This is a genomic window from Mesorhizobium sp. CNPSo 4671 (assembly GCF_057784245.1).
This window is the reverse complement of the sequence record NZ_JBWLUW010000009.1, coordinates 56,993-73,877: the sequence shown is the minus strand read 5'-3', so window position 1 is coordinate 73,877 and position 16,885 is coordinate 56,993. Positions and strand designations below refer to the sequence as shown.

18 protein-coding genes are annotated in these 16,885 nt (G+C 63.1%); 7 read left to right on the top strand and 11 right to left on the bottom strand.

Translation table 11 applies throughout. The features are described 5' to 3' along the window. Window positions 1-4: 4 nt before the first annotated feature. From AC04SF_RS24075 to AC04SF_RS24065, 3 genes are all read left to right on the top strand, one after another. On the top strand, window positions 5-709 hold the full coding sequence (locus tag AC04SF_RS24075) for an XdhC family protein (protein ID WP_488479815.1): 705 nt from the start codon (window positions 5-7) through the stop codon (window positions 707-709). After that, window positions 706-2,316, top strand: coding sequence for an NTP transferase domain-containing protein (locus AC04SF_RS24070; RefSeq protein WP_488479814.1), 1,611 nt, complete (start codon window positions 706-708; stop codon window positions 2,314-2,316). The genes AC04SF_RS24075 and AC04SF_RS24070 overlap by 4 nt, the downstream gene beginning before the upstream one ends. Before the next feature lie 164 nt (window positions 2,317-2,480). Continuing rightward, entirely contained in the window at window positions 2,481-3,419 is a 939-nt protein-coding gene (locus AC04SF_RS24065; protein WP_488479813.1) for an alpha/beta hydrolase family protein, read from the top strand. A gap of 26 nt (window positions 3,420-3,445) precedes the next feature. Here the strand turns inward: AC04SF_RS24065 and AC04SF_RS24060 are convergent, their stop codons facing one another. Further along, window positions 3,446-4,498 (bottom strand): DUF1176 domain-containing protein, encoded by a 1,053-nt coding sequence (locus tag AC04SF_RS24060; RefSeq protein ID WP_488479812.1) that lies wholly within the window; start codon window positions 4,496-4,498, stop codon window positions 3,446-3,448. A gap of 141 nt (window positions 4,499-4,639) precedes the next feature. Between AC04SF_RS24060 and AC04SF_RS24055 the strand changes: the two genes are divergently transcribed. Then, on the top strand, window positions 4,640-5,146 hold the full coding sequence (locus AC04SF_RS24055) for a DUF1993 domain-containing protein (protein ID WP_140767805.1): 507 nt from the start codon (window positions 4,640-4,642) through the stop codon (window positions 5,144-5,146). Window positions 5,147-5,201: 55 nt separating this feature from the next. On the opposite strand, the gene AC04SF_RS24050 is transcribed toward AC04SF_RS24055, so the two are convergent. Further along, window positions 5,202-5,366, bottom strand: a complete 165-nt coding sequence (locus AC04SF_RS24050) for a hypothetical protein (RefSeq protein ID WP_096445344.1) — start codon at window positions 5,364-5,366, stop codon at window positions 5,202-5,204. A gap of 388 nt (window positions 5,367-5,754) precedes the next feature. Here AC04SF_RS24050 and AC04SF_RS24045 point away from each other — a divergent pair, with 388 nt between their 5' ends. The 3 genes from AC04SF_RS24045 to AC04SF_RS24035 all read left to right on the top strand — a co-directional run bounded on the left by AC04SF_RS24045 (window position 5,755) and on the right by AC04SF_RS24035 (window position 8,710). Continuing rightward, complete coding sequence (locus tag AC04SF_RS24045; protein WP_488479965.1) at window positions 5,755-6,216, top strand: hypothetical protein; 462 nt, start codon at window positions 5,755-5,757, stop codon at window positions 6,214-6,216. 113 nt (window positions 6,217-6,329) lie between these two features. Next, window positions 6,330-7,397, top strand: coding sequence for an aldo/keto reductase (locus tag AC04SF_RS24040; RefSeq protein WP_488479811.1), 1,068 nt, complete (start codon window positions 6,330-6,332; stop codon window positions 7,395-7,397). Between the two features lie 44 nt (window positions 7,398-7,441). Continuing rightward, window positions 7,442-8,710, top strand: a complete 1,269-nt coding sequence (locus AC04SF_RS24035; RefSeq protein ID WP_488479810.1) for a cysteine desulfurase-like protein — start codon at window positions 7,442-7,444, stop codon at window positions 8,708-8,710. A gap of 15 nt (window positions 8,711-8,725) precedes the next feature. On the opposite strand, the gene AC04SF_RS24030 is transcribed toward AC04SF_RS24035, so the two are convergent. Genes AC04SF_RS24030 through AC04SF_RS23990 form a run of 9 tightly spaced genes read right to left on the bottom strand, consistent with a single transcriptional unit; the run spans window position 8,726 to window position 16,849 of the window. Beyond that, window positions 8,726-9,754, bottom strand: coding sequence for a histone deacetylase family protein (locus tag AC04SF_RS24030; RefSeq protein WP_488479809.1), 1,029 nt, complete (start codon window positions 9,752-9,754; stop codon window positions 8,726-8,728). After that, window positions 9,751-10,272 (bottom strand): GNAT family N-acetyltransferase, encoded by a 522-nt coding sequence (locus AC04SF_RS24025; RefSeq protein ID WP_488479808.1) that lies wholly within the window; start codon window positions 10,270-10,272, stop codon window positions 9,751-9,753. Before AC04SF_RS24025 ends, AC04SF_RS24030 begins: the two co-directional genes overlap by 4 nt. A 3-nt stretch (window positions 10,273-10,275) precedes the next feature. Continuing rightward, window positions 10,276-10,779, bottom strand: a complete 504-nt coding sequence (locus AC04SF_RS24020) for a 2-thiouracil desulfurase family protein (protein ID WP_488479807.1) — start codon at window positions 10,777-10,779, stop codon at window positions 10,276-10,278. 19 nt (window positions 10,780-10,798) lie between these two features. Then, window positions 10,799-11,728, bottom strand: coding sequence for a 3,5-dioxohexanoate:acetyl-CoA acetone transferase (gene kce / locus AC04SF_RS24015; RefSeq protein WP_488479806.1), 930 nt, complete (start codon window positions 11,726-11,728; stop codon window positions 10,799-10,801). A 4-nt stretch (window positions 11,729-11,732) separates the two neighbouring features. Next, entirely contained in the window at window positions 11,733-13,118 is a 1,386-nt protein-coding gene (locus AC04SF_RS24010) for an aminotransferase family protein (RefSeq protein ID WP_488479805.1), read from the bottom strand. 1 nt (window position 13,119) lies between these two features. Further along, complete coding sequence (locus AC04SF_RS24005) at window positions 13,120-14,760, bottom strand: N,N-dimethylformamidase beta subunit family domain-containing protein (protein WP_488479804.1); 1,641 nt, start codon at window positions 14,758-14,760, stop codon at window positions 13,120-13,122. An 8-nt stretch (window positions 14,761-14,768) separates the two neighbouring features. Continuing rightward, on the bottom strand, window positions 14,769-15,533 hold the full coding sequence (locus tag AC04SF_RS24000) for an amino acid ABC transporter ATP-binding protein (protein WP_488479803.1): 765 nt from the start codon (window positions 15,531-15,533) through the stop codon (window positions 14,769-14,771). Continuing rightward, on the bottom strand, window positions 15,530-16,189 hold the full coding sequence (locus tag AC04SF_RS23995; protein WP_096445364.1) for an amino acid ABC transporter permease: 660 nt from the start codon (window positions 16,187-16,189) through the stop codon (window positions 15,530-15,532). Before AC04SF_RS23995 ends, AC04SF_RS24000 begins: the two co-directional genes overlap by 4 nt. Before the next feature lie 12 nt (window positions 16,190-16,201). Further along, window positions 16,202-16,849, bottom strand: a complete 648-nt coding sequence (locus AC04SF_RS23990) for an amino acid ABC transporter permease (protein WP_488479802.1) — start codon at window positions 16,847-16,849, stop codon at window positions 16,202-16,204. Window positions 16,850-16,885: the final 36 nt, after the last annotated feature.

Genomic DNA, 16,885 nt, shown 5'->3' with positions numbered 1-16,885 from the left:
TCCAATGGATCCTTATGCGCTGAAAACGCTCAACGCCGAACGACGCGCCCGCCGCGCGGCGATCCTGGTCACCGATCTCGGTGATGGCCGCGACCGCATCGTGCGTGAGGGCGACCAGGTTGCCGGTGATCTCGGAGCCGCGATCGCCAAGGCATTTCGGTCGGGCAATTCCGGTTCCGTCGAGGCGGAAGGGCGAACCTTCTTTCTCAACGCGCATCTGCCGCAGCCGCGCCTCGTGGTGATTGGCGCCGTCCATATCAGCCAGGCGCTGGCGCCGATGGCCAGGATATCAGGCTATCCCCTGGAAATCATCGATCCGCGCACCGCCTTTGCCACGCCGGACCGCTTTCCCGATGTCGCCTTGTATGCCGAATGGCCGGAAGATGTGCTGAAGCGCCAGCCGCTCGACAGCTACACCGCACTTGCGGCCGTCACCCATGACCCGAAGATCGACGATTTTGCGCTGAAGGCAGCCCTTGACGCCAACTGCTTCTATGTCGGCGCGCTCGGCAGCCGCAAGACGCATGCCAAGCGTGTCGAACGCCTGCTGGCGCTGGGCGCGAGTGCCGACCAGATCGCCCGCATCCATGCGCCGATCGGGCTCGACATCGGCGCGGCCAGCCCAGCTGAGATCGCCGTGGCGGTGCTGGCGCAGGCCATCCACGCCTTCCGCTCGCGCGGCCTAGACGCCAAGGATGCCGTGGCGTGAAATTTGGTCCCGTTGCCATTGAAGAGGCCGAAGGCGCGGTGCTGGCGCATGCCACCACTGCTGGCGAAAAGCGCTTTCGCAAGGCGCACAGGCTGAGCGCCGAAGACGTCTCCATACTCAAGCGGGCAGGGGTCTCGCAGGTCGTTGCGGCCGTGCTGGCCCCGGATGATCTCGGCGAGGACGCCGCGGCGCAAAGAATTGCCGAGAGCATGAGGTTCAGCGGCATCGAAGTGAGGCCTGCCGCCACCGGCCGGGTCAATCTCCACGCCGAGGCATCAGGCATCTTCACGGTAGATGCTGCCATGATCGACGCCATCAATGCCGTCGATCCCGCCATCACCATTGCGACGCTGGCGCAGCATGCTCCGGTCGAGAAGGGTCAGATGGTGGCGACGGTGAAGATCATTCCTTTCGCGGTCGCCTCCACCCTGGTCGATACTGTTACGAAAATCTGTGCCGACGGCGAGATCTTTGCCGTCAACGCCTATCAGCCGGTGCGCGTCGGTGTCATCCAGACGGTTCTGCCGGGCATCAAGCCCAGCGTGCTGGACAAGACATTGCGCGTCACCGAAGCGCGGCTGGCGCGCTCGGGCGGCAGGCTGACGGCGGAACGCCGCACGCCGCACGAGATCGCTCCGGTAGCACAAGCCGCCGCCTCGCTGGCGCGCGACAACGACATGGTGGTGATCTTCGGCGCCTCCGCTATGAGCGATTTCGCCGACGTCGTTCCGGCGGCGATCGAAATGGCGGGTGGAACAGTTATCCGCGCCGGCATGCCGGTCGATCCCGGCAATCTGCTTGTGCTCGGAACGCTTGCCGGCAAGCGGGTCATCGGTGCGCCCGGCTGCGCCCGCAGTCCCAAGGAAAACGGCTTCGACTGGGTGCTGGACCGTCTGGTTGCCGGCCTCGATGTCACCGCGAAGGACATCGCCGGCATGGGGGTCGGCGGGCTGTTGATGGAAATCCCGACGCGGCCGCAGCCGCGCGAACCGCTGCTGGCCAGGAACCGGCTCAAGGTCGCCATCGTGCTGCTGGCGGCTGGCCGGTCGAGCCGCATGGGCGGACCGAACAAGCTCATGGCGCTGTTCGACGGCAAGCCGCTGGTGCACCGCACCGCCGAGCGCGCGCTCGGCTCGAAGGCGTCGGGCACGATCGTCGTCATCGGCCATCAGCGCGAACGGGTGCGCGCGGCGCTGGCGGGGCTGAATGTGACCTTCGCCGACAATCCCGATTTCGCCGATGGCCTGTCCACCTCGCTGAAGGCCGGCATTGCCTATCTGCCCGAAGACATCGCCGGCGCGATGATCGTTCTGGCCGACATGCCTGGCGTTGTGTCAGACGATCTCGACCGGCTAATCGATGCCTTCCGCAAGGCCGGAGGCAATTCCGTGGTCCGAGCCTCGCATCAGGGCAAACGCGGCAACCCGGTGCTTTTGCCACGCTTGCTGTTTCCGGCCATCGCCCATCTCGAAGGCGACACCGGTGCGCGCCACCTGGTCGAGGTCGAAGGGCTCGATGTCATCGATGTCGAGATCGGCGAGGGCGCGTCTGTCGATGTCGACACCCGCGAGGCGCTCGAAGGCGCCGGCGGCGTGCTGCAGGATTGACAAACCTAGGCCGAATTACGCAAGCCTGCGATATGTTTTTCAATTCACCAGCGTTTGCGCCTCTACCCCCCTCTGGCCTGCCGGCCATCTCCCCCTCAAGGGGGGGAATCAGCAGTTTCGATGGCGGCTCCCACCTTTCAGCCATGGAGGTTGGCGAAAGCCGAATGCGCATCCAATCTCCCCCCTTGAGGGGGAGATGGCCGGCAGGCCAGAGGGGGGCGGCCACGCTCCAAGCCCTTCTGATTTCGCTGTTTTTCCTGTTTTCTGCCGGCCAAGCCAATGCGCTCGAGCTAAAGCCCTTCAAGGACGATCTCTTCGCCTACCCGGCCACGCTCTCGTCCGACAGCAACGGCGCCTACATGGTCATCGACTATCGCGAGATGCGCGACATCAACCAGCGCGACGAGGTGCCGGAAAAGCGCGTGCACCCGCAATACACCGACACCAGCGTGCGCAAGGTGCAGCAGGATCTGATGCTGAAGACGGACGCCGGCGATGTCCGGCATGTCGCCGTCGGCAAGACGCAAGGGGCCGGCATCATCGTGCTTTACCTGCACGGGCAGGGCGGCAGCCGCAAACAGGGCGTCGACGACTTCACCTTCGGCGGCAATTTCAACCGCATCAAGAATTTAATGGCCGGCAATAGCGGGCTCTATCTGTCTCCGGATTTTCCCGATTTCGGCGACAAGGGCGCCGCGCAGGTCGCGGCCTTGATCGATCACTACGCCGAACAGTCGCCGGGCGCGAAAATCTTCGTCGCCTGCGGCTCGATGGGCGGCGCGCTGTGCTGGAAGCTTGCCGCCCGCAACGACACCGGCCGGCGCATCAACGGGCTGCTGCTGCTCGGATCTTTGTGGGACGATAGTTTTCTCGCCAGTCCCGCCTTCAGGCGTCATATCCCGGTCTTCTTCGGCCAGGGCAGCCATGACGTGGTCTTTCCCATTGCGAACCAGGAAGCCTTCTTTCGTTCCATCATCGCCAGCTCGAAAGCCTATCCCTATCCGACCCGCTTCGTTCGCTTCGAGACCGGTACGCATGGCACGCCGATCCGCATGGTCGACTGGCGTGGCACGCTGAACTGGATGCTGTCGAAGGCGCCTTGACCGGCGCTGTCTGGAAGCCCCAGTGCTCAAGGCGCGGTGTTGTAGTCGACCACCGTCTGTGGGTTTTCCTCGCCATCATAGGACGCATCGACGTCATACTGGACCAGCGAGAAATTGCCATTGCGAAACAGATAGGTACCCGAGTCCGAGGCATCGCCGACACCGCGCCACTTGTTGAAGGTGGTGATCGTATGGGCGTCCGGGTCATAGTCGGAATTGACGGCCCAACCGGTCGTCTCGAAGCCGACGATGCTCATGCCCAACAGCTTACCGTCGCTGTCATTGTTCTCGTAGCGGATGTCCATCTTGGGTTCGGCGAACTGCAATTGCTGTACTTCGGACAACTCGTCGCTCATGTAGTAGATCGAACTTTCATTGTAGGCCGCGGCCGAACAGGAGAAATGGAACAGCCGTGTTTCCTTGTCGGGATCGCCGGGCTGCGCATTCTTGTCCTTGTACTTGATCGAAAAGACTTCCGGCTCAGTAGCCAGTAGGTCCTTGTCGCACTGGTCGCCATAGGTCGCCAGAAAGGCCTTCTTGGCCTGTTCCAGCACGGTATCCTTCTTCGGCGGCGGCGGTCCGTCGCCACAGCTTGGCGGCACAGCCTTCTCGAAATCGGCCGTCGAAGGTTTGAGCGCGCCTTTTTCTATGTGGATCGGATCGAAGGGCGGCGCTGCCTGGGCCTGCGCATTCACCTGGCGCAGCGTATAGCAGCCGGCAAAGACCTTTTCGCCGCCGCTCTTGTCGGTGGCACGGATGGCGACCGGGACATTGTAGAAGATGCTGCCGGCGGCACCCTCGTCTGAAATGGCGCCCGTCGCGACCTCAACCTTGTCTGTACCGTCATAACCCTTAACGAAACTGTCGAAGTCTTTAGCCGGCTTTGCATCGCCATAATAACCCCAGGCCCGGGCGAATTCATGCCGATTGATGGCGCTGTAGAGCGAGCGGATGACCGCCTCGGCGCTCGAACGGTCATCGACATAGGGCGCTTCAGGGGTGTCGTCGGCGGCGACCGCCGCTTGGCCAGATATGGCAAGGGAGAAAAGGGCAGTCGCTGCGAGAAGGACGCGTCTCATCGGGAATCTCCGCTCGATAACGGAAATTCTACCATAGCGATTGCGGCGCCGTGGTGACGCGGAGCCCACGGCGCTTGAAGAATCGTGTGGGGAGGCGCTACGTCCCCTGCGCCGGCGTTCCGACCGGACAGGAGATCTGACGTGACCATATCGATGTATGAGGCATCCGTGCCCGTGTTTTCAGCCAGGCTGAAAGCACTTTCCAGTGTACTGGCGGCCGCCGAACAAAATGCGCTTGACCGCAAGATCGACCCGCAGGTGTTTTTGACGGCGCGGCTTGCGCCGGACATGTTCGCCTTGACCCGGCAGGTGCAGATCGCCACCGATCATGCCAAGGGCGCACCCTCGCGGTTGGCCGGCCGCGAAGTGCCGAAATACGAGGACAATGAGGCAAGCTTTGCCGATCTGGAAGCACGGATCGCCAAGACGCTGGCGCTTCTGGCGACGTTCTCGGCCGCCGATATAGACGGTTCCGACGACAAGGTGATCGAGTTGAAGCTCGGTGGGCGCGAAACGACGTTGGGTGGCATGCAGTATCTGCTGCATGTGGCCATGCCCAATTTCTACTTCCACCTCACCACCGCTTACGACATCCTGCGCCACAATGGCGTGCCGCTGGGCAAGGCGACATTCCTGGGATCGCGTTGAGCGGCTGACGTTTCGAGATGTCCCGGATCGGTCCGGGACATCTCGCGAGATGCATTCAGCGGATGGACATTTCGCGGGCGATGCGCGGAAAATCGGCGGGCTTGATGCCGATATCGGCGCGATCGGCACTGCTCATCGAATGAAGCAGCGCGAGCGCCGCGCGGTATCTCAGATGTTCCTGCGGGCGCGGCCGGGCGAACATTTCCGTGAAGAAACCCATGATTCAGGCTCCTGGTTGGTCCTCCACGCCAGCCAATATAGGTGAATCGTGACAATTGTGCAGTGCAGCATTTGCATGCCTGCTATGTCCGGATGATTTTCATAAGACTTTTTTTGCGGCCTACTGAAACTTCCGCGCCGCACGAACCGTAGGCTTCGACGCTGGCACATGGCCAGTTTTTCCTCGCCACTCCTGGCGAATTTCCGGACTGCATGAAAATGCAGTCCGGCTTTTTGTTTGCGGGCGGGACGCGATCCCTCGAAAAAACTAAATTCATTACGATCGGAGGTATGTATTTTTAACGAGCCGGTTCTATGGTCTGGAAACCTGACAGTCAGGCAAGCGGGAGGCTGACATCGCTACCAGCGCCAAGCGGGATTTCGCTTCGCTGCTCGACGACCTCTTCGTCGCCTCCGACAAGGGCGACGGCATAGAGGGCGACGAGGCCGGCGCGCGTCCGTCCATTCCGTTCGACTATCTCTCGGTCGCCGATGAACTCCATTCCGGACGCATCAAGGTATCCGCTGCCGAATACCGTGAGGCCGGTGCCGATCTGGCGAGCGAATTCGCCGCTCTGCTCGAACACGCCAAGCTGGCCCTTGCTGCCGAGGACCCGAAGCCCGAGGAAAAGCTGCCGCCGATCGACCCTGAATCGATCGCGGCCGAACTGGGGTTGAACCTGCCCAAGAGTTCCGCCGATTTCAGCCGCATGCGCCGCAGCTTTGCTTTCAGCAACCATCCCGACCGCGTCGCTCCGCATCTGCGCCAGCGCGCCATGATCCGCATGCAGGTCGCCAACATGCTGATTGACGAGGCCAAGCGCCGCGCCGTGGCCGGTGTTCGCCGCTAGCCAACCTGCTGGTTCACGCAAAAGTCGGCCTGGTGAGGCTTGGAGAGCGCCGTAGCTTTCCCTATACATGCAGCCTCCCTCCCGCGCAGACTTTCCCTCCGGAGCAGAATTCCATGGACAAACGCCGTCTCGGTCGGACCGATCTTCTTGTTACCCAGATCTGCCTTGGTTCGATGACCTGGGGCCAGCAGAACACCGAGGCCGAAGGCCACGCGCAGATGGACCTGGCGTTTTCGCGCGGCGTCAATTTCATCGACACCGCCGAACTCTACCCGATCCCGCCCAAGGCGGAGACGCAGGGGCGGACGGAAAAGATCATCGGCAGCTGGATGAAGGCCAAGGGCAACCGCGACCAGGTGATCCTCGCCTCCAAGGTCGTCGGCCGCACGGCCAACGCCTGGTTTCGCGGCGACAGGCCGTCGCAACTGGTGCGCGCCGATATTTTTGACGCCGTCGACAAATCTCTGGCCAAGCTCGGCACGGACTATCTCGACCTCTATCAGATCCACTGGCCGGAGCGGGACATCCCCTGGGGCGCCAATCCGACGCGGGTCGGGGCGATGGCGCGGCGCGCCGATGCAGACGGCGCACCGGCCAACGAGACGTCGATCGCCGAGACGCTTGGCGTCTTCGACGAACTGGTCAAAGCGGGAAAGATCCGTCATTTCGGCCTGTCGAACGAGAGTTCCTGGGGCCTCATGCGTTACCTCTCAGAGGCCGAGAAAGGGATCGGCCCGCGGGTCGCGTCGATCCAGAACGCTTACAATCTCGTCAACCGCACCTTCGAGGTGAACCTTGCGGAGGTCTGCGAGCGCGAAGAAGTGTCGTTGCTGCCTTATTCGCCGCTGGCGCAGGGCTATCTCTCAGGCAAATACGACCATGGCGCGCGTCCGCAGGGCTCGCGCTCGCAACTGTTCAACCGCGGCCAGCGCTACGAGACGCCCAATGCAGCCGAAGTGCTGCTCGAATACAATGAACTGGCGCGCTCCTTTGGCCTGGAGCCGGCCTTGTTCGCCAATGCCTATGTGTCGAGCCGGCCCTTCGTGACCTCCAATATCATCGGTGCCACGACCCTCTCACAACTCGAAATGGCGCTGTCCTCGGTCGATGTCGTCTGGACAGAAGAAATGCAGAAGGCGGTGGACGCGATCCACCAGCGGGTCGGCAATCCTTGTCCTTGATCGGTCGAGGGAAATTATCAGGGAATAACAAAGGGGTGGAGACGATGGTGGATTTTCCGATCGAGGCTGTGCGTGGAAAATTTCCAGCGCTTTCGCTGGCCGACAAGGGCCGCCGCCGCATCTATCTCGACAATCCCGCCGGCACGCAGGTGCCGCAGGCCGTCGCCGACGCGGTGTCGCGTTGCCTGCTCACCACCAATGCCAATCTCGGCGGCTATTTCGAAACGACCATCGCCGCCCAGTCCGTCGTCGACGAAGCGCATCAGGCGATGGCCGATTTCCTCGGTGCGCCGAGCCCTGAAGAAATCATCATCGGCGCCAACATGACGACGCTGACCTATCACATGTCGCGCACACTCGGCCGCACGCTGAAGCCCGGCGACGAGATTATCCTCACCCGCATGGACCATGAGGGCAATGTCTCGCCCTGGCTGCAACTGGCCGAGGACCTTGGCCTCGTCGTGCGCTGGCTGCCGTTCGATGAAAAGAGCTGGCAGGTCGAAGAGGCGACGTTGGCTGGGCTGCTGTCCGACAAGACACGGCTGGTCGCGTTGAATTATGCCTCGAACCTGACCGGTTCGATCAACCGGGTTAAGGCCCTGACCGTCATCGCAAAACAGGCCGGCGCCCTGGTCTATGTCGACGCTGTCCAGTTCGCGCCGCATGGCCTGATCGATGTGCGGGAGCTCGGCTGCGATTTCCTGATCTGCTCGGCCTACAAATTCTTCGGTCCGCATATGGGCATCTTGTGGGGACGGCGCGAAATCATCGATGGCCTGAAACCCTACAAATGCCGCTGTTCGTCCAACGACCTGCCGGAACGCTTCGAGCTTGGCACGCCGCAGATCGAGTTGATGGCCGGCCTCACGGCGGCGGTCGACTATTTTGCTGACCTTGGTGCAGCGGCGGGTGAGGGCGGCTCGCGCAGGCAGAAGATCGCCAGGGCGTTTGAAGTCTCCATCGCCTATGAAAACGCGCTGGCGCAAAGGCTGATCGACGGCCTGTCCGACGTTGCGGGCCTGACCATCCACGGCATCACCGATCACAAGCGGCTTGGCGATCGCGTGCCGACTGTTTCCTTCACGGTGGATGGCATCGTTCCGGAGACGATCGTGCGGCAGATGAACGCCGAAAACATCTTCCTGTGGTCCGGCCACAACTACGCCTGGGAAATCGTCCACCAGCTCGGCATTCCAGCCGAACAGGGCGTCGTGCGCATCGGCATCGCGCACTACAACACGGCGGCTGAGATCGACGAGACGCTGGAGAGCGTGCACCGGGTCATTGCCATGCTCAGACAGCAGCGCTCCTGACTCCTGATTGAATCTCTACCTCGCCTTGCCGCCGAACCCGGTGAGGAAGGCGGTGAGATTGTCGCCGAGTTCGTCGCAGAGATAGCCGCCTTCCTGGACGATCACCGTCGGCAGGCCGAGTTTGGCGATCGCCTCGCCAATGCGCGAAAACCCCGGCGTCGTCACCGAAAGCCCGCCGAACGGATCGCCTTGGAAGGCGTCGAGGCCGAGCGCCACGACCAGCGCATCCGGCGCAAAGGACCTGATACGCTGGAACGCCACCTCGAGTGCTTCCAGAAACGTCGCGTCCGCGGATTTGCGCGGCAGTGGCAGGTTGAAATTGTAGCCGAGGCCCGGGCCTTCGCCACGCTCGGCGGCGTGACCCCAGAAAAATGGGTAGAAGCGCACTGGATCGGCATGCAGCGAAACGGTGAGCACGTCAGGCCGTGCATAGAAGATACCTTGGGTGCCGTTGCCATGATGCAGGTCGACATCGAGGATTGCCACGCGCGCCGCCTGCTTGCGCAGCACCTGCGCCGCAACGGCCGAATTGTTGATGAAGCAGAAGCCGCCGGCGACATCGGCAAAAGCGTGGTGACCGGGCGGGCGGCACAGCGCATAGGCGGCCGTCGCGCCAGCCATCACCGTTTCAGCGGCCTCGACCGCGCTCCAGGCGCTCCACAGCGCGCTTTGCCAGGTTTCGCCCGAGATCGGGCAAGCCGTATCGGCCATATGGTAGCCGGCCTGGCCGACCGCCGATGCCGGATAGGAGCCGCTGCGCGCGATCGGGTGGATGTTGGGGATCACTTCGGCCGAGGCGCCCTCGATGCGCTGCCAGCGCTCGAAAATGTGCTCGAGGAAGTCGAGATATTCGGGCGTGTGCACCGCGGAGACCGGGCCGAGGCCATGATTGCGCGGCTGTTCGATCGTGCAACCGGCGGATTTTGCGCCGGCTAACAATCTCTCGACACGCTCGGGCTTTTCCGGATTGGGCTGCGCGGCGCCGCTGGAAAGAAAGGCCTTTGGGTCGTGCCGCTTCTGCTCCTCGGCGTAAAAGGCTTTCATTCCTGCTCCTCCGGCGCGTCTGCGAAAGCGAAAAACGCCTCGCCGATGATCTTCTGCGTCTGTTCGTAACTCGACCAGGCGATGCCCAGCCTCTCGTAAAAGGCCTTGGCGCCTTCATTGTCGGTATCCACCGACAGCCTGAGATAGACGCCGCCATCCTTCCGGCAGTCTGCCGCGACACGCCGCAGCAGCCGCTCGCCGATCTTGCGGCCACGGAACCGGTCCTCGACATAGAGATCCTGCACATAGACGCCGGGCCGCCCCATCCAGGTCGAAAAGATCGGGAAATGCAGGCAAAGGCCGGCGAATTCGCCGTCGACCTCGGCGATCAGGGTCGAGAAGGCGGGCTTTTCGCCGAAGCCGTAGCGGCGCAAGTCATCTGACGTGGACGTGATCTCCTGATGCGCGCCTATATGGGTGCCGAGTTTGAGAAGCGCGGCGTGGATGGTGTCGACGTCATCGACTGTGCCGGGGCGGATGAGGGTATCGCTGGTCGCGGTCTGGTTCTTGTCTGCCATGGATCAGGCCGTGGTCTCGGCTGAGCCGGGCTTGTTCAGGAGATCGTCAAGGTCGCCGATACTGTCTTCCGAAAAGACGCGAATGCCGTTGGCTTCCAGGAGGGCGGTGGTCGTGCCGCGACCAGCTACGCGCTTGCCAGAAAAACTGCCGTCAAAGACGAAGCTGCTGCCGCAGGACGGGCTGCCATCGGTAAGAACCGCATAGCGGCATCCTGTTTCTCGGGCGAGTTCGAGCGCAAGCTGCCCGGCTTCGAGATAAAGTGCGGTCACATCGCTTCCCGTCTGCTCGACCACTCGACCCTGGCCGTTGAGCACGGCGTCGGCTGTGCCGTGAATTTCTGCGGGAGGACGCGGCGTGGAGAAGCCTGCGGCAACCTCTGGACAGATTTGCACGACCCGTCCTTCCGCCTGCCACCGTGTCAGTACGGGATGGTCGTTCAGCCTGTAGGAGCCGTTATAACGGACGTGGCTGCCGAGCAGGCAGGCGGAGACGAGAACCCTTTCCATATCAGCTCCTCCCTCGCCTCTAGAAAGCCACCCTGTCGCCACCCTTCAGCGCCAGCATGTCGCGCGCCTCGGCCGGCGTGGCAACCTCCAGTGACAGGCCATCGAGAATGCCACGGATGCGGCGCACCTGGTCGGCATTGGATTTCGCCAGCTGGCGGCCGTCATAGAGGCTGTCCTCCAGCCCGACACGGACATTGCCGCCCATCGCCGCGGCGATCGAGATCAGCGGTATCTGCTGGCGGCCGGCGGCCAGCACCGAGAACTGGTAGCTGTCGCCGAACAATTTGTCGGCGATCCGCTTCATGTGGATGAGATTGTCCGGATCGGCGCCGATCCCGCCCAGAATGCCCAGCACGAACTGGATGAACAGTGGCCCCGACACCAGGCCACGGTCGCGGAAATGCGCGAGAGAATAGAGATGGCCGACATCGTAGCATTCGAATTCGAAGCGCGTGCCGCACCCCTTGCCCAGCCTTTCAAGCACGCCTTCCATATCGGCGAAAGTGTTCTTGAAGATGGTGTCGCGGGTGGCTTCGAGCAGCTTCGGCTCCCACTCGTGCTGCCACTCGCGTGGCTTGTCGAGCATCGGGAACAGCGCGAAATTCATCGAGCCCATGTTGAGCGAGCACATTTCGGGCTCGGCGCGCAATGGGGCTGCCAGCCGCTGGTCAAGCGTCATCAGCGAGGAACCGCCGGTGGTGATGTTGATCACCGCATCGGTCGCCTGCTTGATGCGCGGCAGGAACTGCATGAAGACATCAGGATCGGCGGTCGGCCGGCCATCCCTGGGGTCCCGTGCATGCAGATGCAGGATCGAGGCGCCGGCTTCGGCCGCGGCGATGGCATCCGAAGCGATCTGGTCCGGCGCCACCGGCAGATAGGGCGACATCGATGGCGTGTGTACCGAGCCGGTGACGGCGCAGGTGATGATGACTTTGCGCGGCACCATTCTGTTAGCCCCGGCCTTCGACCGGCAGGTCGAGTTCGGCGGCCAGGACCTCCAGCGAGTCGCCAATGATGGATATGATCTCGCCGACCTGTTCGCTGGTGACGATCATCGGCGGCGCGACCATGAAATTGTCGCCGTCGACACCGCCCTTGACGCGGCGGCCATAGATGATCAGCCCGCGCTCATAGGCAAGGTCAAGCAGCCGTTGCGTGGCTTTCTTGCCTTGCTCGATCGGCCGCAGCGTCTCGGGGTCGGCAACCATCTCGGCACCGGTCAGCAGGCCCTTGCCGCGCACATCGGCGATGAAGGGAAAGCGTTTCGCCAGCCCCTTCAGCCCATCCATCAGCACGTCGCCCATGGCGGCGGCATTGGTTATCAGGTCGAGCCGGTCCATTTCGCCAAGCACCGCGAGGCCGGCGGCGCAGGCCAGCGGGTTGCCGGCATAGGTGTGGCCATGCTGGAAGCCACCGGAGGCGAGCAGCGGCTGCACCAGCCGCATCGGGGCCGCCAGCGCGCCGAGCGGCGCATAGCCGGAGCCCAGCCCCTTCGACAGCGCGACGATGTCGGGCTTGCAGTTCCAATGGTCGCCACCGAGGAATTTGCCGGTGCGCCCGGCGCCGCTCATCACTTCGTCGTGGATAAGCAGGATGCCGTAGCGGTCGCAGATTTCGCGGATGCGTGCGTAATAGCTGTCCGGCGCCACAAGCGCCGCCGTGGCAGCGCCACCGATCGGCTCCATGATGAAGGCGACGACGCTCTCTGGGCCCTCAGCCAGGATCTTCTCCTCCAGCATGTCGGCGTAGCGGACGCCGCGCTGCTCCATCGACAGATTGTCGCGGTCGCGCCAGGCGGTCGGCGCCGGCACGGTCGGCATCACCCGCATCATCGGCTCAAAGGTCTTCGACAGCGCGTCGTCGCCGGTGATCGACAGCGAACCCAGCGTGCCGCCATGATAGGAGGGAAAGCGCGTGATCACCTTCCAGCGGCTGGCCTGGCCGGTGGCAACCGCCCATTGCCGGGCCAGCTTGATGCAGGATTCGGTAGCCTCCGAGCCGCCCGAGACGAAGAAGATGCGGTCCATGCCTTCGGGCAGCTTGCCGGCTAGTTCCCGCGCTAGTTCCTCGGCCGGTTCGTTCTCGAAATGCAGGCGATAGGCGAAGGTGGCACGGTCCATCTGCCGCTTCATGGCATCCAACACATTGCGGTTGGAATGGCCGATATTGGCGACCATCGGCCCGCTCGATCCGTCGATGAAGCGGCGGCCATCCTGCGTCCACATATAGATGCCCTCGGCGCGGTCGATCAGCGGCCGGCGCAGGCTGGACAGATAGAACAGATGCGATTCTCGCCGGGCCTCGGTTGCTTGAACGGCGGTCTGGGTCTTCGACATGTCAGGACTTTCCAAGGTAGCGATCAAGGACATTGCGGGTGACGCGTTCGACCATCGGGTCTTGTCTTAGCAGGCCGGCCACCCATTCGCAGCTTCCGGCGTGGAACACCTCGCCCTTGCCGCGCGGAAAATTGACGATCATGCCGTTGCCGCGTTTGACTTTTTCCAGATTGGCGTCGCTCGCCTCGCCAAACAAAGTCTCGGCGGTGAAGCGGCCATCCTCGTCGGTGAGGAACTGGTCCTCGATCGGGATGTCGGCGCTTTCTTCGACCTGGCTGGCCATGCCGACCGCGAGAACCTGCAATCCATCCGGTGCACCGCTGTCTGATGTGGGGTAGGGCAGGCCGCCGCGTATCTCGAAGTCGAGCCCGTCGACCTCATAGCCATAGACATGGCTGTCGGCGCCGAGCAGGTCGCCATAATAGATGCCGGTGCCGGCAAAAGCCCAGTGTTCCGGCCGGTAGACCGGAAAGCCACGCACGCCACGCGGTGCGCAGCCACCCCAGCCGGCATAGACGCCACGGGTCGCGTTGAGGCCGAAGGTCGCTGAACCCGGCCGGCCGATTTCCGGCGCTTCCCACGAGTTGGTGGCACGCGTTACGTCTCCGCCGCGATAGGCCGAATCCTCAGCGCGGGCGCGGTACTTGTAGCAGACCTGGCGCCGGCCTTCGTCTTCCAGCCGTGTCTGCCACATGAAATTGCCGGCAAAGCGCGCCGCATGGCCGCCGCGCTCGACGTAAGTGTCGACCGCATCGCGCATTTCCCAGGTCCAGTATTCGTCATGGCCGACGAAGACAGCGCAGTCATAGCCGTCGAGAATGTCGGGCGAAAAATGCAGGTCGTGTTGGCTGGCGAGATCGACTTCGTAGCCTGCCCGTTCGGCGAAGCGGAAGAAGTGGCTGTCATAGCTCGCCCAGCCGGACGAGGCGTATTTCTTCGAATGGCCGGTGGCCAGCGCCCACTCCATATGCGGATAGCGCGGCACCATCTTCGGCGGCACGGCGAACTCCAGCGGCACGCGCGGCGCATCCCCGGGCAGCACGACGAAGCCGCGGCACCAGGGTCGCTGCGTCGAGACGATGGGCGAGTACTGGTTGCGGCCCGGCCCGGTGATGCCCTGATAGTGGTTGGAGCCGCCCCAGGTGTTGTAGGCGAGCCAGGTCCCCGTCGCCGCCACCTGCAGCACACGGCCTGGCTTCCTGCCTGGCTGCGGAGAGACGATGAAAAGGTGGTGGCTGTGGATCGGCTTGCCGTCGCGGCCATCGGTGGTCAGCGTGATCCGATAGGCGCCGGACGGCCAGTCGCTGCCGACACGGAATTCGAACGAGGCTTCCCAACCGCAGCCCTCGGCCGAGCACTGGTCCGGACTGTCCTGCCAGCGCGACGCAATGCCCGATTTCTCGAACACCTTGGTCTCGGCTCCTCCGTCGCGGATAATCGTCATGCCGAAGGACGGAGCCGTCGAACTGACATGCAGTGTCACTGTCTCGCCGGCGCGATAGGAAAACCGGTCGCTGTAGCACCAGATTTCGCCGCGCTCGCCGTCGATGCCTGGCCACTCGTAATAGTGGCCGCGCACCGCGTGGCGGCGCTGCTCGGCCGTCAGTCCGAAATCGGGGAATTCCGTGGGCAATTTGGTCATCATCGTACTCAGGCGGAAAGATATTTCTTGAGGAAGCCGCGGGTACGCTCTTTCTGCGGCGCGCGAAACATGTCGGCGGGCGGGCCTTCCTCGACAACCACGCCGCCATCCATGAACAGCACCCTGTCGGCCACCTCGCCGGCAAAGCGCATTTCATGCGTTACGATGAGCATGGTCATGTGTTCGGCGGCAAGCTGTTTCATGACGGCGTTGACCTCGTCGACCAGTTCCGGGTCGAGCGCCGAGGTGGCCTCGTCGAACAGCATCACCTTGGGCTGCATGGCCAGCGCACGCGCAATCGCCACGCGTTGCTTCTGGCCGCCCGAAAGCCGCGAGGGATAAGCGCCGATCTTGTCGGCAAGCCCGACCTTGGACAAGAGGCCATGTGCCAAAGCCCGCGCCTCGGCCTTCGCCATGCCCTTGAGGATCACCGGCCCCATGGTGATGTTCTCGATCACGGTGAGATGCGGGAACAGGTTGAAGTGTTGGAACACCATGCCCATCTGCTGGCGCACCTTGTTGATGTGCCGCTCGAAGGCCTGGCCGTGCAGTTTCTGGTTGACCTGCACACCATCCAGCCAGACCTCACCACCGTTCAAATTTTCAAGATGGTTGATCGAGCGCAGCAGCGTGCTCTTGCCCGAGCCGCTCGGCCCGATGATCGCCACGATCTGCCCACGCTCGACCGACAGATCTATGCTCTTCAGGACCTCGACGGCACCGAAGGATTTGCGTGCGCCGCGGACCTCGACCATTGGCCGCTGCGTGCTCATCGGGAAACCTCCACATGTCTTTCAAACCGATGCAAGGCCGCTTCGAGCACGAGGTTCAAGAGGTAATAGAGCGCGGCGGCTGTGATGTAGAATTCGAAGGGGCGGAAGGTTTCGCTGATCGCCAGCTGCGCCGAATGAACCAGCTCGGCGATGCCGATGACCGAGACGATGGAGGATTCCTTCAACAGCGCGATCAGGTTGCTGCCGATCGGCGGTGCGGTGTTGCGGATAGCCTGCGGTATCACGACGTAGCGCAGCGTCTGCCATTTGCCGAAACCGATACTGCGCGCGCCTTCCGTCTGGCCGGCATCGACCGCCACGATGCCCGCACGGATGACATCGGCATTGTAGACGGCAAAGTGCAGGCCAAGCCCGATGATGCCGGCGGCAAGGGCTGGGATGTCGATGCCGATCTGCACCAGGCCGAAATAGATCAGGAACAGCTGCAGCAAGAGCGGCGTGCCCATGAACAGCCACATGAAGGCGCGCACGGGATAGGCGAGGATCGCCGGCGCATAGAGCACGATGACGGCAAACAGGATGCCGCCGGCGAAGCTGAGTGCTCCTGCCGAGACGGTCAAGACGGTGGTCCACCAGGCGCCGGTCAACAGCAGATCCCAATAGGGCGCGATGACGGTGAAATCCAAACCTTGCATCGTGCTCTCCCGTCAGACGATGGCGAAGCGCTGGTCGAGCAGGTCGACGAGGCGGGCGACGGCGTAGACCATGACCATGTAGAGCAGGGCCGCGACGCCGAAGATCTCGAACGGCTTGTAGGTGGAGCCGATGAAGCGCTGGGCGGTATAGGTCAGCTCCACGACCGAAATGGTCGACACCAGTGCGGATCCCTTCAGCAAGGCGACTGTGTTGACGCCGAGCGGGCGGATCATCAGCCTGGCGGCTTGCGGCAACACGACCTTGCGCAAGGTCTGGAAACGGCTGAAGCCGATGGTGCGGGCGGCCTCCGTCTGGCCCCGGTCGACTGCAACCACGGCGCCTCGGATCGATTCTGCCATATAGGCGCCGATGTTGAGACCGAGCCCGATCACGCCGGCGGCGAACGGATCCAGATTGATGCCGATCTGCGGACCGCCGAAATACAGCACGAAGAGTTGGATCAGGCAGGGCGTGCCGCGAAACAGGCTGACATAGGCTGTGCCGACAGCGCGCGGGATCGCGGACCTCGACATCCTGGCGGTCGCGCCCAGGGCTGCCGCAGCCAGTCCCAGAACCAGGGCCAGCACTGTCAGTTCCAGCGTCACCAGCGCGGCTTCCACGAAGAAGGGGAAGACGCGGCTCATCAAGGAAAAATCCATGGGGCAGCCCAGCAGAAATGGCGTTTGGCCCCAGGC